The organism is Rhodococcus sp. 11-3 (assembly GCF_023704055.1).
Classification (GTDB): Bacteria; Actinomycetota; Actinomycetes; order Mycobacteriales; family Mycobacteriaceae; genus Rhodococcus; species Rhodococcus aetherivorans.
Genome location: NZ_CP080406.1, coordinates 2,224,684 through 2,240,493, shown reverse-complemented (window position 1 = coordinate 2,240,493; position 15,810 = coordinate 2,224,684). Strand labels below are relative to the sequence as shown.

Genomic DNA, 15,810 nt, shown 5'->3' with positions numbered 1-15,810 from the left:
GCCGAAGCGCATCGGGTACTGTTCGATTGCTGTCTGAACCGCAGGCTATGGTGTGCCCATGCCGCGAGCTTCAGTCATCCGCACCCTCGATCTCTTTGCAGGTGCCGGAGGGCTTTCCGTAGGTCTGCATGCTGCAGACAAGCGCTTCAAGCCAATCCTGGCAGTTGAGATGGACGTCGCGGCGGCAGCGACTTTCGCCACTACATTTCGGACCCACGTCTATGCCGGCAAGATCGAGGACTGGCTGGTTGACGAGGATGTTCCCGACGTTGATGTGGTCGCTGGCGGTCCACCGTGTCAGGGGTTCTCCTCACTGGGACGGCAGGACGCGGCGGATGCACGAAATACGCTCTGGTCGCAGTATGCCGAGACAGTCCGCCGCGCGACACCGCGCTACTTCATAATGGAAAACGTCCCCCAATTCCTGCATTCGCCAGAGTTTGAATTGTTCCGCCGAAGTACTGAACCTGGGGGAAAGCTTGAGGACTACGATTTCAACGCGTTTGTCTTGAATTCCGCTCATTTTGGAGCCGCTCAAGTACGCAAACGAACCATTGTCGTCGGGTGGCATCGAGACCTACCCTCCCCTGGCATGCCCGAGCCCACGCACATCGACACGCATGTTACTGTGCGTGAGGTTCTCGATGGTGTCGCACAAACGGTTACCGAAACAGAACTTCCCGATTCTTACATCGAGTTCGGGGGCAAAACACTTCCCGGCGCATTCAAATCGTCTGAATTGCATCTCACCAGACGATATGAGAGAGTTTCGCTGGAGCGGTTCGGCTGGATTCCTCCAGGCGGAAATCGATTCGACATCCCAGATCATTTGCTCTCCAACTGCTGGCGCAATCACAAGTCTGGGTCGGCCGATGTAATGGGACGCTTACACTGGGATCGACCGTCGGTCACAATTCGGACAGAGTTCTTCAAGCCGGAAAAGGGTCGATATATACATCCTTCCGAGAACCGGGCAATTACACATTACGAGGCAGCCCGCATACAAGGATTTCCCGAGGATCATCAATGGGTGGGATCCAAGACCGCGATCGCGAGGCAAATCGGCAACGCTGTCCCGATTCCCTTAGGATGCGCCATCGGGAAGATAATTGCTCGAGCAGTGCGCCAGGGATAGCCCCGACATCTTGGGTATAGGAACCAGTCCGATCGACGAGTCCGCGTGAACGGCGACCATCTACATATTAGCGCGCGAGAATAGCACTGCCCCTAACATTGAGCCGGCGCTCACTCGCATGGCGGCGCCCTACTCATCGATCGGGGCCCAATTGTGACGGTGTTCAACCTGTCGATTTCCCACGTTGGCTCATTTCGTTAGTGCGTGAAATCAGACCGATCTCGACGAGAATCAGCAGGTCACAGGCGTAGGCAACCATTCATCCCGAAAACATGAGCTAATTCGGGTCGTACACACGCACCCTGCCGGGTGCCAACGGAGCCTGCCCCTCCGCTAACCTTCCACTGCGGCCCGACGGACTTCCGCTGCGATGAGCAGCTACGGACATGCCCCCACCCGCACGACTGAATTCGTGCTGCCCAGGGGACCTGACCGTGACGTTGCTTCGTACATCTGCCCGCCGGATCGTCGATCTCGATCGACCCGATTCAGTGGCGGAGCAGTTGTTGGAGCAGATGTTGTTTCACACCGGCCGCCGCCCAAGTGAGGCCGAGCAGAAGTCGTGGAGCCGAAGCCTGCCGGTTCTCGCGCAGGATCTGGTCGATGCCGGCCTTGGCGATGTCGAGATGCTGGTCGAGTACCATCTCCCGCTCACTTCGCAGCGTGCCGACGTCGTGCTCGCCGGTGCGCATCCTGTCACCGGAGCGGTCTCGTACGTCGTCGTTGAACTGAAACAATGGTCGGCGCCCGAGTTGCACCAGATTAGTGTGCCAACCCCGGGCGGGGATTCGCGATGCCGAGGGAGTCGAGGATGTGCACGGCGTCGTCGGTGAGCGGATCGAAGGCGGTGTGCTCGTGGCCGGCGATCGTGACGGTGACTTCCTGCAGAGGTCGTAGGGTCCGCACGATCTTCCTGATCGACATCCCGGTCGCATCCTGCAGATACCGTGAGATCGCCAATGCGGTGAACACGATGGTCAGGTGCGCCTCGATCGATTCCCGGGTGTGGCTGAAAATCGGACGGGCCCGCAGATCCGTCTTCGACATCCGAAACGACTGCTCGACGTGCCACAGATCGTGGTACTTCTTCATCACTTCCCGCGGATTCATCAGCGAGACAGGCAGGTTGGTGACGTAGTCCTTCAGCCCGATGAGTGACCGCGCCCGGGCCAGAGCGTCGCTGTCGAGGGATTTGCCCTTCGTGGTGGTCTTGACGAACCTCGGTGTGCGGGTGGTGCGGGTGCCGTCGACGACCTCCCGGGCCCGGGCTTCCTGCGCGTTCAGGGTCTGGTTGTCCCGCACGGCACGCGGGGCCGAGTACGCCCAGATCGCCCGCCACGCCGACGTGTCGGTCGGCTCCCACACCGGCTCGCCGCGGCGACCGATGTCGTTGACCGTGCTCTTGGCGTGCCGTGGGGTCACGGCGAAAGATGATCTGTCCGTCGGTGAACACGTCCCCGTTCCAGTGAAAATGGCTGGCCAGATCCGCCGGCGCCTTCGTCACCCTCGAGCCGACGATGAACTTCAGTCCGGCCGCATCGAGATCCTTCAGGTTCGTCGCCGACAGCATCCCGGCGTCGGCGGCGATGACCATCTCCACACCCTCGATACTGTGGCGGGCCTGGAACTGCCGCACGATGGGCACGATGGTGCGGGTCTGAAGCGTGGTTTCCTTCGAAACACCCGATCTCCAACGGAAATCCGGTGCGATCGACGAGCAGCCCGACGACGATCTGTGGATCGACCCGGCGCTCCTTGGAGTACCCGACCTTGCGCAGGTCGTCTTCCTTGTCGGCTTCGAAGTATAAGGTGGTCACGTCGTAGAGCAGCAGGTTCAGGTCCCCTGCGGTGGCGGCATGGGCGAAGCAGCGTTGCGCGATGTCGTCGCGGTAGCCGTCGGCGGTGCATCGCTGCAGGGTCCGCACGAAGGTGTTGCGGTGTGCCGGGGCGATCCCGATCTCGCGCAGCACTCTGCCCGCGTCCGCCACCGACGTCGGCTCGACGAGCCGGGCCACGACCAGCTGGAAGAACGCTTCGTTGTCGACCACGTCGAAGCCGAGGTGTCGCCACGCAGCAGCGATGGACTCGATCAGCCAGCGGGATCGTTTCCCGGTGATCGTCGGTGCTGCACTGGTGGCGCCGAGGCCGAGGTCGAGCTCTTGCTGGCCGGCGAGCAGCTTTGTTCGAGCGATCTCGAGCAGGGCGGCGAGTTCACTGTCGGTGTGGGCGGACCCGAGGTGCTCGAGGACCTTGTCCCGGCGGCCTTGCTTGGCCGCGATCTGCACCGCGGTTGCTCCCGAGGCGGTGCGGACTTTGCGGATGTAGGCGGCCACAGGGCGGAGTCTATCGAGCCGTTAGTGTGCCATTTTCCGAACACGCACCGCCTCTACCTGCACAGATACGCGGGACCACCCCGAGAACCGGCTCACCTGGTGCAACTCAGGTCGTACGTCGTCGTTGAACTGAAACAATGGTCGGCGGCACGGCGCTTCGAGGACGATCCCGAACTCGTCGAGGTGGCGGGAATGCCGGGCGGCCCGAAACTGCACCCGATCGCGCAGGTCAAGGGCTACTGCGACTACCTGAGCGATTTCGCGCGCGCTGTCGCAGATCAGCCCGACGCCCTCGCGGGACTCGCGTATCTGCACAACGCCACCGATCCGTCCGCGGTGGCGGAGCTGCGCGCCTATCCGGGCGGGATCACCGGCCGGTTGTTCACCGTCGCCGACCGCGGCGACATGCTCGAATTTCTTCGCACCCGGCTCGCCCCAGCCCCCGAGCACACCGCCGGTGACACACTCATGCGGTCTGCGGTGGCTCCGTCGCAGCAGCTGCTGAAGGTGGCCGCCGCCGAGGTGCGCGACCGGCCGCAGTTCCATCTGCTCGGCAACCAACAGTTGGCCGTGGCCCTGGTACTGCACGAGGTCGAAATTTCTCGTGCCGCGGACCGCAAGCGCGTTGTCATCGTCACCGGGGGACCCGGTAGCGGCAAGAGTGTGATCGCACTGTCTCTGCTCGGTGAGCTGGCCCGCCGTGGCCGCACCGTCCTGCATGCCACCGGGTCCCGTTCGTTCACCCAGACCCTGCGTAAGGTCGCCGGGGCGCGCGCCCCGCGGGTGCAGAAGATGTTCAAGTACTTCAACCAGTTCATCTCGGCCGAACGCAACGGCCTCGACGTGCTGATCCTCGACGAGGCCCATCGCATCCGTGAGACCTCCGTCGATCGGTACACCCGCGCCGAGCTGCGCACCGATCGACCGCAGATCGACGAACTCATCTCGGCGGCACGCGTCCCGGTGTTCCTGCTCGACGAACACCAGGTGGTGCGGCCCGGTGAACTCGGCTCGCTCGAACAGATCGAGCGCTACGCCGCGACCCTGGGCCTCGAAACCCATCACGTGCACCTCGGGGAACAGTTCCGCTGTGGAGGCAGCGAGGAGTATGTGCTGTGGGTCAAGCGTCTGCTCGGTCTCGTCGAGGGTGGCCCGGTCCGGTGGTCGGGGGATCCGCAGTTCGCGGTGCGCGTGGCCGATTCCGCGGAGGAGCTCGAGTTCCTGCTCGAGCAGCAGCGCGGCCGCGGATACTCGGCACGCATGACCGCGGGGTACTGCTGGCCGTGGAGCAACCCCGACAAGGACGGCCGTCTCGTCCCGGATGTGCAGATCGGCGTGTGGGCACGGCCGTGGAACAGCAAGAGCGAACGCCGCACCGGTGAGGCGCCGCCGGCCGCGTTGTGGGCCACCGAGGACGGGGGTTTCGGGCAGGTCGGTTGTGTATACACCGCGCAGGGGTTCGAATACGACTGGAATGGCGTCATCCTCGGTCCTGACCTGGTGTGGCGGGAGGGGAGATTCCTGACGGTCCGCGAGGCAAACAAGGACCCTGACTTCAAGAACACGAAGAAGATCAGCGATCTTCGATTCGATCGTCTGGTCCGAAATGTATACAAGGTCCTACTCACACGAGGAATGATCGGCACCGTCCTTTACTCCACTGACGAGCCAACCCGTCAAGCGTTGAGAAGCCTGATCTCCGAGCCCACCTGATTGTTTCGAGAAGAACTCGCTCTATGGTTCATCGAGCGCGGCCCGACGTCCGGGGCCCGTTCGAATCGTCAAGTCCGAAGCCCGACATGACCGCCGAGTGGGTACAAAGCAAGACCATCCGAACTGGGCGGTTTGCGAACGGGCTGACGCGTATTCGAATCCTTCGCCGAGGATCAATCCTTCGGTCGAGTCGGAATCAGCAGGGGTTGGGTTCACCGATCTTGACCACCGAAAGCACCGCATCCCCTTCACCGACCGGCTCTCCCACGCTCGGGGACTGCCCGACCACGATCCAGTTCGAATCGAGCACCTGATTTCGACCCCGGCCGGTGGCGTCGACGCTGCGCGAATAGAACACACCGAGCTCCTGAATTAGGTTCTGTGCGTCCTGGAGATTCATGCAGACGACCGGCGGCATGGGCACCGTCGTCACGACCGGCTGTGCCGCTACGGTGCTGGTGGCAGCGGCAATCGGGGCCGGAGGAATGGTCGATGTAGGCGCAAGCGTGGAGGTCGTCGACGACGGCAAGACCGGTCGAGTAGTGGAGGACGTGGCGGGCTTCGCCGAAGTCGACGTGACAGTGGGGGCGGCCGATGGCTCCGACTCCGCCTCGGCTCCACATCCGGACAGCAGTGTCACGGCGCTGGCGGTCGCCAGGAGCACCCCGACGTTCCGCAAGTGCCTCTCGGCACCCACCCGACCTGTCCTACGCAGACGCGAAGCGGTACTCAGCATGCAGTGTCTCCTTCAAAGCGCTGGTCGGTAGACGCGGTGACTACCGCGCTCCCCCCAAGGAATAGAAAGTTCTTTGGACACAAGGGAATCGGTCACGCACTTGCCTTCGTTACAGGCCCTGCGCAGGACTCTCCGATTCCTGGTCTCAAGTCCACACCCCACGCTGCGCCAGCACCCACCGCACCGGATCGAGGCATCGGAAGGGGGAGATCCCGCTGTGGTGCAGTCGGTCCCCGACCGGTGACTCTCCGAGCGCCGACACGGCGAAGAACCGGCTGTGCAGTGAGGCACCGGTGTGCGGCTGGTCGACGGCCATCACCATCGAGCGGGCTTCGAGTTTGTCGAGGAGGCTGCGGACTTCCTCATGCACCAGTCTGCCATCGGATTCGTTGTAGGGCGCGTACTGCAGGCTCGGGTCACGGGAGAACGCGGCGCCGCGCTGTGACATGATCTCGCTCCAGTCGCTGCCGTCGACATGCTCGAGGGCCTGCAGGGCGTCGAACTTGGAGAGGACGATTGCAAGATTCGGTGTGCTGTCGCCGATGATGGACAACACGGTCCGCAGCACCGAGCGGGGGTCGCCGCCGACGCGTTCCTGAGCCGGGACCAGGTCGTGGAGCTGCTGCCGGACGGATTCGACCTTGAGCGGATCGAACATGAACACGACGCCGTCGGCCTGCGCGAAGAAGCGCAGGTGCGGGGCGTGCGCGTTGTCCGGGTTCTCGAGGTCCTCCCCTGCCACGTCCCGCAGCACCAGGTACTGTCGAATGCCGTTCCACAGGCCGAGGCTGAAGATCAGCGGCTCCCGCTGGTACGGGTTGCTCGTGTGGGCTGCGGGGGTGGATTCGAGGATGCCGCGTTCCTCGTACAGCGGCCTCTCGTAGAGCTCGCGGTAGGCCTGTTCGGTCTCGGAGGTCGCGGGCTCGACCACGCAGTTGAGCCGCTCGCCGAGCAACTGCAGGGTCTTGACGAGAACGGCGATGTACACGGTCTTGCCGGTGGCGCGGGCGCCGGCCATCGCGATGCAGGTGGTGTGGGCGCCGCGCCACCCGGTCGGTAGCCGATAGTGGCACGTCGGGCACACCTCGGCGACCGGGCCGCTGGCCTTGTCCTCGGCGTCGCTCACCGGCGGCGCCCAGTCGTCCCCGGACCCCGAGGGCCGCTGGAGCTCGACGACCTTGCCAGACCGCACGGGGCTGCCGTGGAAGACCGTCGCGACCTCGTCGACCTCGATCTCGTCCGGCGCGGTCGGGGCCCAGGCGTAACGGTCCGACGGGAGCACCGTGAAACAACGTGGGCATTTGGTCATCGCCGCGCACCTTCCGATTCCGGTGTCGCCGACAGTCCTGCCACGAGCGACGTCACCGTTGCGAACAATTTCTCCGGGCTGGAGAGCCAGTCGGAATCCGTGCCTGCCGTTTCGCAGGTGGGCGGCACGGCGGTGCCGAGGCCCGCCGCAGCCGAGGTGTCTGCACACAGGATCACGGGCCGCCGTCGCACACCCGGCACACCCGTGCCGGTGTGATCGGCGGGTAGTGCGTCGGTCACGGTGAATACCAGCGTGGGGGTGTTGTAACTCGACCGGTCGATCTCCGCGGAGCGGAACCCCACTCCCAGTGGCGCGGCGTCCAGTTGCGCCTGGACCTGGTCGGCGACGTGCCGCAGCTCGACGACGGGCAGCGACCTGGAGGATCGGCCGATCAGATTGACCTGCAATTCTTCTCGGATTCCGATCACCGCCGTGATGCCGGTGAGCACGTCCACCGCCGCGCGAACACTGCCGTCCTCGATGAGCGGCAGCATCGACATCGTCGTATCGATATCCACCTCGACGCGCAGCCGGCGCGCCTCGGGCAGCCGGTCCACGCCGAGGGCGCCGCGTGCCGCGGACCGCGCGCGGGCGCCGAGATCGCTGAGCGGGACGTCGACCACCGTCTTGCGGGCCGTGACCGCGAGACGCTCCCCCGCGGGGGCGATCGTCGCAAGCTCGACGTGGTGAAGACCCGACACGTCCAGCGGTGTCAGCTCGGCCCGATCCGGGTCGGCGCTGCGGCTGCTGTCCACCCCGATGGTTGCCTGCAGCACGGTTCCCTGGGGAAACACCACTGCGCCGCCCCCGGGGCGCGCGGCCACGACGATCTCCTGGGCGACTCGGGGCAGTACAAGGAAGCCGGGCTTCGGGTAGAGCGCGGACGCCTCCGGGGCGCCGTCAGGCGTCATCGCCTGCACCTGAACCGTCACGGTGGTCGCATCGACCGTCACGGCCAGCGGCTGGTGCGGCAGGTCCACCACCCCTGCCCCGTCGAGCACATATCCGGGCATCAGTCTTGTCCTCCCCGTGTCCACGCACTGCACATCTGCACTGTCCTCACACCCGCCTCGGCGTCGCCCGGCCCGGCGACGATCGATCCGCGTCGGCTCGGCGCTCGTCGAGCCACCTCCGGACGAACCCGGCGTACACGTCGCACGCGTAGGCGACGTCGCGGTGTCCCCGCAGATGTAGCTCCTCGCGGATCGCGTCCATCAGACCGTGCACCCCCAGCGGGCCGCGGTAGTCCGGCCGTTTCATCACCGTCGACGCCACCTCGTCCAGAAGGGAACGCCGCACACCACCCGATCCGACCTCGAACCGTGCCAGAACGTCGCGCTGATCCAGCACGGACCGCACCCGCGGCGCCGACGGAGACGTGAACACCGCGTGTGCCATCAGCCAATAGGCGTCGAGCGCACCGGATTCCACCAGGGAGGCCAGCGCATCGACGACGAACCGTGCGTCCTCGTCCACCGCTCGGACGAGCGCCTCCCGGTGCCGGGCCGGAAGGTCCGGCACCGGGAGGCCCGATTGGGGTGGGGTCTGCCCCCGCAGCGCGACAGTGAAGATCGCGAGCCGGGCGAGCAGATCCGTGGGAAGGTCCGCTTCGTAGCCTTCCGCGTAGTCCTCCAGGACGGGTAACACATGCACGTCGAGTGCCCGGCGCAGTGCCGGTCCGCTGATCGCAGCCCAGCGCTCCTCGTTCCGGATCAGCGCCCACGACACCGCGAGGTCGTCCAGGTACGGATCGGCCGCCCACCTCGACGCTTCCTCGCGAGCGCCGGGCTCGGCCAGATGGCGGACGAGCGTCTCGAGCTCCGGTCCCCACGGTTCGCGGACGACCACGTCCTGCAGGAAACGGGGCGCAACGGCCTCGGGAAACGCGCCGACGAGTCGGCACCATTGCTCCGCCGTCCAGCCGTGCCCGGCGACCAGCGCCGGAACATCGCTCGGCGCCCAGCCGCCCTCCCGCGCTTCGTGGAGTGCCCTCCACAACGCGACCGGCACCAGCTCGCTCCGTATTCGTGCTCGATCGAATTCTTGTTCCGTGAGGGCGAAGACGCCGTCGGCGATCAGCACACATTCGGGCTCGGTGATGCGCTGCGGGTCGGAGGCGAGCTCGTCGAGGTCTGGTACGTCCAACAGTCCGTCGACGAGCCATTCGAGTACGGGAGGTGCAAGCCGGGAGCCGAGCGGGCGCCCGGCGAACACGGGATGGGCGGTCAGAGCGGGCTGCAGAAATCTCACGCGCGTCGACGCAGAGACCGGCCCGAGTTCCGCGACGAACGCGGCTCCGTCGACCCGATCGCACAGGGTCGGGATCACCGCCCGCTCGAGCACCTCGAAGGCCACGTCGACGCCGCGATCGCGGAGGAGGTCGGCACGCACGAGCAGGTCGATCGTCTTGAGGGCGTCGAACGCGACGTCGCGCAGATTCCCGCCGCCTCGTGCGCGCAAGCGCAGATCGCCGAGTATCGCGTCGGCCTCGGCCTGAAGGTCCTCGGTTCGCGTGCACGACTCGAAGACAGCGAATTGCTCGGGTCTCGCCCGACGTACCCAGTGGCCGTCACCGAGCGCGCGGAAGGCGAAGACGGTGCCGGCGAGCTGCCGGACCGCGGGCGTGACGGCATTGTCAACCTGCCAGCGGGCGAGTGTTTCCTCCGCCTGCTGTGTGGTCGCACCGAGTCGCTCGTCCACAATTCCGACGATCACGTGCGCGAGATCGGGTGCGGTGGCGGCCTCCATGGGGGACTCCGCGAGTACGACCGAGGCGGCCTCGTCCAGTGCGTCGTGCAGGCCGGGGTCGGTGACGACGGCCATCGCCAGCGGCCACGCCTCGGTCAGGTCGCGATCACCTACACCGGCCGCGATCGCGTCCTGATGCGCGAGCGCTCGATGCGCGGTCTCGACGTCGAGCAGAACCGTCTGCGCGAGCACCGACCAGTGCGTCACCGGAACGAGATCGCCGTTCGCGACGGAGTGCGGCTCGCCGTCGAGCTCCCCCAGTTCGGGAGTCTCGTTCTCGCCGAAGACGGTGCAGCCGGGACTGTCTCCGGGCAGGTCCGGAAGCGGAACGGTCACCAGGTTCGCGCCGCGTGCCACGGCGTCGTCGACGGAGTGCAGACGGTCGAAAGTGGACCATCCGAAGCGCCGGGCGGTGCCCGGCGACATGAAGTGCGAGACGGCCCCGATCCAGAGTGCGGCGGTGTCGGGATCCTCGCATCCGAACACCACCGCCGGGCCGCCGCGCAGGGACCGCGCCACCGCGTCGAGGAGGACGCTGAAGACACCGATCCGCCAGGTTCCCGGATCGAGCAGGAATCCGAGTGCGGCGTCGCGATCGACGATCCCGCCGGGTCCGGGTGCCGTGGCCGGCAGGGCTGCCTCGGCGACCTCGTCGGCGCCGTACGGGACCAGCCAGTCCGTGGACCGCCAGCGCTCGATCGGACGCACCCCGTCGCCGGGCTCCGCACCGCGATCGAGCACGGCGTGGGCGAAGACATTCCCGGGGCGGCCGGAGGCGTCCGAGCCGGCGGGCACAGTGTGCCAATAGCATCCGGCCGCGTCACGGATGTGGGCGTACATGAGCCGCCGCGGGCGCCGGGCGATGTCCTCGACGGTCGGAAATCGGGGCATCGGCTGCGGGGATTCGAATCGGGATACGACTCCCGCGCGGAGCAGTGCCTGTTCGTCGGCGTCGAGGTCGCCGGCCATCTCCTTGACCTGCCAGCCGCCGCCGGATCCGGTGCCGGGACGGTCGAACGAGGTGTAGCTGAGTTGACCGAACCGTGGCGATTCGGTCTCGTCCCTCCGAGCGGTCATCGCGCGTCTTCGCGCGGCACGTCGTCACCGATGAGGTGATCGCCGATGAGATCGAGCCGGATGTGTTCGATCGGCGGATCGATCAGCGCGATGGTACGGCTCTGCTCGGGCCGCACGTCGGCGAAGACCCGCACGTACCCGGTCAAGTCCGTCACGTCGACGGTCCACGGCTGGCTCCACTCGCGATGCAGGCCGCGCGGATGGAAGCTCCGGGCGCCGGGCTGGGTTCGCCCGTCCCCACGGACCTCCAGCGGCCGGCCGTCCCGAGCACTGAGCGGCAGCCGGGTCTGGTTGTGCACCACGACGAACGGTGGGGCCGTCGGGAGTTCGACCTGTGAGGCGAGCCGCACGGCGAGCGCGACACCACCGGCGGTGCGGCGAGTCTCGGTCGTGTACTGAATCCGCAACAGACCCGGGTAGTCGACGGTGGCGGGGATGCCCGCGATACGCTCGCCGGCCGTGTAGGCGACGGCGACCACGTGGACGGCGCATCCCTGCTCGGGCAGCGGGTTCGACAGGTGCAGGCCGCCGTCGCGTTCGTACGCCGCTCGGGAGATCTCCGCGAAGGGGCGCTGTTCGATCGCATGCTCGGCCGGAACCTGGGGCGAGCTCACGTACACCGACACCGATGCTGCGCCCTCCGGCCACGGGAAGGTGAGCACCTGCTCGGTGCAGCGCTCGACGATCCGCACCTCTCGCGGCGCGGGCAGCGGCCTGGTCGCGATGACCGTGCGCCCCACCTGCACGTCTCCGTCGAGGACGGTGACGGGCGTGAAGTAGGCCCGCACCCAGCCGCGCGGCCAGGAGACGTTGCTCATCCGGTGTTCGCCGTCGCCTCCGACGGTCACCGGATGGACCAGTCGTGCGGAGGTCGGCAGCCCACCGGAGACGTCGAGTGCGCCCGCCGCGAGCAGCGTCCGGTCGATGCCCGGCCGCGGCGCGGTCTCCGTTCGATACATCACCACGGTGCCGATGTCCGGTGGGGTCCAGCCGAGGTCGAAGTGCAGGTCGTCGCTGTCGCCGTGGGTGGCGACGTGCAGGTCGGTGACGGGCTCGAGCACCGCGGACACGAGGACTTCCGCCTGTGCTGCCGGGGAGAGTCTGGTGTGTCCGTCGACGTCGACCTCGCAGATCGCGCGGTAGAGGTAGCGATGCCCACGCTGCGGGTCGCGGTCGACGAATCCGCCGAGATTGGGTTGGTCGGCCAGGATGCGGTGCCGTGGGTCGTTGGTCACGGGGGTTCGGCCGTCGAGCGGGATGCGCAGTACCCGCACGCGGGTGACCCCCGGCCACACCGACCACTGTCCGATCACGGCGCCGTCGTCTTCGACGACCACGAAGTCGGCGACCGGACTGAGGACATGTCCCTCGGCGATGAGCACGGGCTGGCGCCGCACCGCGTCGTGCTGGTCGCGTCCGGCGTGCGCCCACACCTGGAGGTGCCGCACCGCGGCGGCCGGAGCTGCGGTGTCCACGAGGAGGGTTCCGCGGGTGACGCCGACCAGTCGCCCGGCCTCCGGCTTGTAGGGACGGTGCGTCTCACCGGCGACGACGCGGTACAGCACCGTCTGTCCGGACCGATCCGGCAGCGGGGACCATTCGAGCAGGTGCCCGCCGCCCGGTTCGGCCGTGATGGTGATCGCCCCGACCTCCTGATCGGACTCCCCGTGCATGAACTCGCAGAAGTCCTCGGTGCGCAGGTCGACCAGGTGCTCGCTTCCGGGAACCGGCGCCGGCGGAACCGGCGGTTCGGGCGCCGGCGCCTCCGCCGTCGGCGACGCCTCGGTGACGAACTCACCGGGCTGGGCCGACGTCACCACGTGGACGATTCCGTCGACCAGTGGTTTCGCCTGGCGTGGCAGCATCGGTTCGATCTCCTCGGCAGTGCGCCGATCGGACCGGATGATCTGCTGCAGATGCGTGTCCTTGAGCAGGCCGGGACGAAGACGGCCGTCGTCGATCTGCTGTTGCCGCCACAGCTGCAGAGCCTCGAAGACAACGTCGGGCATTGTTCCACTCGCTCTCAGAAGTTGATGCCGTCGGCGACGGGCGCAGCGAACGGCGCAGGGGCCGGACGGTCCGCACGGTCGTGCGTCGGTTCGGCCGGTCGCAGCTCGAGGTCGGGCACCTGCGGAATGTCGACCGGTGCTGCGGGGTGACCGTCCGACGGCATGGTCCGCAGATCCTCCGCGGCGATTCCCTCCGTGTACTGGGTGGTGACCGCGACAAGCCCGCAGCCGGCGGGGGTACGGGTCGACACCGTCTCCGCGACGGTGGTGAGGCCCCGCATCGCCGCGGTATCGGTGAAGACGGCAGGGTCGAAGAACCCCTCGGCCGCGGGTTGTCCGACGCCGGCCAGGAACTCGTCGATGCCGTAGCGACGCACGGCCCCGTCGGCGCGATGTTCGATGGTGGCGAGCAGCTCGCGTGCCAAGTCGCCACGCGACCCGGACAGCTCGCCGAGTGCCCGCTCCCACATCAGTGCCGCACCGCTCGCCTGACGTTCGCCACGGTGGAATCGGAGGGACCACTCGTCGAGTGGAGAGCCGGACCCGGCTCCAGCCTTCGCGGCGAGCAGGGTGGGGTCGCGATCGATGTCGAGTCCTGCGGCACCGAGTGAGGAACCTGCGGAACCCACGACAGAGTCCCACGCTTCGGTCAGCCACCCGACACCGAACATGTCCTGCCGCAGCGCGTCGGCGACTCGCTCGACCTGGGCGGGTTCGGGGCTACCGATGCCGACGGCGCTGTGTCGGGGCATCCCCCATTCGATGCTGCGGCCGACTGCATGGGTGTGGTCGGTGACGCCGAGCGGCTTCGCCAGGAACGCTCCGAGTGCGCGATTCCACGACAGGAACTGCCGATACGCGGCAGTGAGGTTCTCGATCTCTCGGAGGGCGGACCTGAGATTCCTCCGGTCTGCTGCGGCCGCCGCCGACGCCGCCTCGCGTTCGACGAGAAGCTGCTCGAGGTACTGCTGCGTGCGTTGGCAGATCCAGGCAACGACGCCCGCCCAGACGAGCACGCACACTGCGATGACGGGCCCGCCGGTCCACCACGAGATCAGCTCCTGCCAGGCCAGCACGCCCGCGACGATCGCGGCGGCGAGGAAACCGAGCGTGGCGATGCGCACCTGGCGGAACATGCGCGCCTGCTGATCGGCGCTCGCTTCGGCCAGATCGCGGGGCGCTTCGGCGGCGTTGAGTCGCTCGAGCAACATGCCTGCCTCGGTGATACCGGCCGACAACCCGTCGGCGAGGATCGATCCGAAGGTGACCGCGAAGCTTCGGCGGATGCGGCCCACCCAGCCCGCCAGCGCGGCGCTCGTTCTCCGCGCGTCGAGCCCGATCGTCGGATCCTGTTCCAGCTCCCGCAGCCTTGCCTGGAAGTCCCTGATGCCGAGGAGGTCCGGGGCTTCGGCGGCGTGGACGTTCAGCGTCGCCGAGACGACGCCGGGGATGTCGGTGAACTCGTCGTCCGGTCCCGGCACAATGTCCGACGCCGAACGCAACACGGCTCGGTGGGCGCCGACCTGGATGGTCGGCAGACCCGGTGACCGTTCGGCGGCGTCGGCGAGCGTGAGGGCGGCGCGAGCATAGTCCCGCCACAGCGAGGAGAGGTCGGGCGCCGCGGACTGTGGCGTGTTCGTCGCTCCGTCGAGAGCTGCGCCGATCTGCCGTGACGCCGCCTCGTACTCGGACCATCCGACCCTGCGGCCGTCCGCGTCGACACCGCGGACCACCACACGCCTGGCGCCCTGCGCCGACCCGAACAGCGTGGACTGTGCCGCCGAAGCGACCGCGGCCGAGGCGCGGTGACCGACCCGGGCGGCCCACTGCGCCGGGGCGTTGCGCAGTACTGCAACGAGGAACGAGAAGAACATCGTCAGGGCGTCGGTGAATTTCACCAGGCGCGGAGCGTCGGCCGGGGGTGCGCTTACGCGCTCGCCCTGGAGCAGGTGCCGGTGCTTGACCCACAGCGCCTGGGCCATCGTTCGCGTGGCAGCCGGGACGTCGTCGGCGTACACGACGGCGGTGCCGGCGTCGCGGGGCAACGGCAGCTGCCCGCCGAAGTCGAGCAGGTGCGTGCGCAGCTCGTGCTCGGCATGCGAGGTGTCGAGTCGGCGGTAGAACGACCGCACCACCCGCAGCGTGCTTCCCGGCAGGACCGGCTGCTCGTCGAACGGGGCATGCTCCGCATCCGTCCACAGACCCACGATTCCGGCGATCACCGGGGCTGCGTGGCGGCCGACATCGACCGGATCGGTGGTTTCGGTGAGGGACTCGTGGCCCATTCCCGGACCCCGCGAATCCTCCGGTGCGACAAGCAGGTTGTGCCAACCGGCGAGCGCGACCGCGACGGAGTCGGAAGGGGTGTCGCCGGGACGACGCAGCACCGTCCGCAGTCGAACGAGGCGGGCTCCGCCCGAGTTCGACGACAGGAGGTCGGCGAGCGCCCTTTCCGACTCGACCCGAACGGGATCGGTGCCGCGTGCTCCCGGCACGATCACGCACAGTCGCACCACATCGACGCGACGCGACGCGAGCACATCCTGCAGCACCACCGTTGTGTCCGCACCACAGGCGGTTTCGACGGCTGGGATGCGGGCACCACCCGGCGTGACGCCGGCGTCGTCGACCCACACGAACGGTGCGACCAAGCCCGCCGTGGACAGGTCGCGGAGGACGTCACGCACCCCGAGCGCCGGCCCGGTGGAGGCAAGGAACACCGTGAGAACGCTCTTCACCGAATCGGCCAT

Annotated in this window: 9 protein-coding genes and 2 pseudogenes; 4 read left to right on the top strand and 7 right to left on the bottom strand. The window is 67.3% G+C overall.

Annotation, left to right across the window (positions count from 1 at the left end; translation table 11 throughout):
* Positions 1–58: 58 nt before the first annotated feature.
* Together KZJ41_RS10765 and KZJ41_RS10760 are read left to right on the top strand one after the other, a co-directional pair.
* A complete protein-coding gene (locus tag KZJ41_RS10765; RefSeq protein ID WP_102800524.1) occupies positions 59–1,135 on the top strand; it encodes a DNA cytosine methyltransferase in 1,077 nt (358 codons plus the stop codon).
* Positions 1,136–1,569: 434 nt separating this feature from the next.
* A pseudogene (locus KZJ41_RS10760) lies at positions 1,570–1,905 on the top strand (ATP-binding protein); the annotation flags it as partial.
* On the opposite strand, the pseudogene KZJ41_RS10755 reads toward KZJ41_RS10760, so the two are convergent.
* Positions 1,898–3,468 (bottom strand): annotated as a pseudogene (locus KZJ41_RS10755) (IS1634 family transposase). The pseudogenes KZJ41_RS10760 and KZJ41_RS10755 overlap by 8 nt on opposite strands.
* Positions 3,469–3,567: 99 nt before the next feature.
* On the opposite strand from KZJ41_RS10755, the gene KZJ41_RS10750 reads away from it, so the two are divergent.
* Positions 3,568–5,181, top strand: coding sequence for a DUF2075 domain-containing protein (locus KZJ41_RS10750; protein WP_251550745.1), 1,614 nt, complete (start codon positions 3,568–3,570; stop codon positions 5,179–5,181).
* A gap of 196 nt (positions 5,182–5,377) precedes the next feature.
* Here the strand turns inward: KZJ41_RS10750 and KZJ41_RS10745 are convergent, their stop codons facing one another.
* Positions 5,378–5,581 (bottom strand): PASTA domain-containing protein, encoded by a 204-nt coding sequence (locus tag KZJ41_RS10745; RefSeq protein WP_251550743.1) that lies wholly within the window; start codon positions 5,579–5,581, stop codon positions 5,378–5,380.
* On the opposite strand from KZJ41_RS10745, the gene KZJ41_RS10740 reads away from it, so the two are divergent.
* Positions 5,580–5,948: a hypothetical protein gene (locus tag KZJ41_RS10740; RefSeq protein ID WP_219727499.1), complete on the top strand. Its 369-nt coding sequence runs from the start codon at positions 5,580–5,582 to the stop codon at positions 5,946–5,948. The genes KZJ41_RS10745 and KZJ41_RS10740 overlap by 2 nt on opposite strands.
* A gap of 114 nt (positions 5,949–6,062) precedes the next feature.
* Here KZJ41_RS10740 and KZJ41_RS10735 read toward each other — a convergent pair whose 3' ends face one another.
* The 5 genes from KZJ41_RS10735 to KZJ41_RS10715 are packed head-to-tail and all read right to left on the bottom strand — an operon-like array spanning position 6,063 to position 15,810.
* On the bottom strand, positions 6,063–7,226 hold the full coding sequence (locus KZJ41_RS10735; protein ID WP_102799093.1) for a hypothetical protein: 1,164 nt from the start codon (positions 7,224–7,226) through the stop codon (positions 6,063–6,065).
* Positions 7,223–8,239, bottom strand: a complete 1,017-nt coding sequence (locus tag KZJ41_RS10730; RefSeq protein WP_102799092.1) for a hypothetical protein — start codon at positions 8,237–8,239, stop codon at positions 7,223–7,225. The genes KZJ41_RS10735 and KZJ41_RS10730 overlap by 4 nt, the downstream gene beginning before the upstream one ends.
* A gap of 46 nt (positions 8,240–8,285) precedes the next feature.
* Entirely contained in the window at positions 8,286–11,051 is a 2,766-nt protein-coding gene (locus KZJ41_RS10725; RefSeq protein ID WP_102799091.1) for a hypothetical protein, read from the bottom strand.
* Positions 11,048–13,060 (bottom strand): hypothetical protein, encoded by a 2,013-nt coding sequence (locus tag KZJ41_RS10720; RefSeq protein ID WP_102799090.1) that lies wholly within the window; start codon positions 13,058–13,060, stop codon positions 11,048–11,050. Before KZJ41_RS10720 ends, KZJ41_RS10725 begins: the two co-directional genes overlap by 4 nt.
* Positions 13,061–13,074: 14 nt before the next feature.
* On the bottom strand, positions 13,075–15,810 hold the full coding sequence (locus KZJ41_RS10715; protein WP_102799667.1) for a hypothetical protein: 2,736 nt from the start codon (positions 15,808–15,810) through the stop codon (positions 13,075–13,077).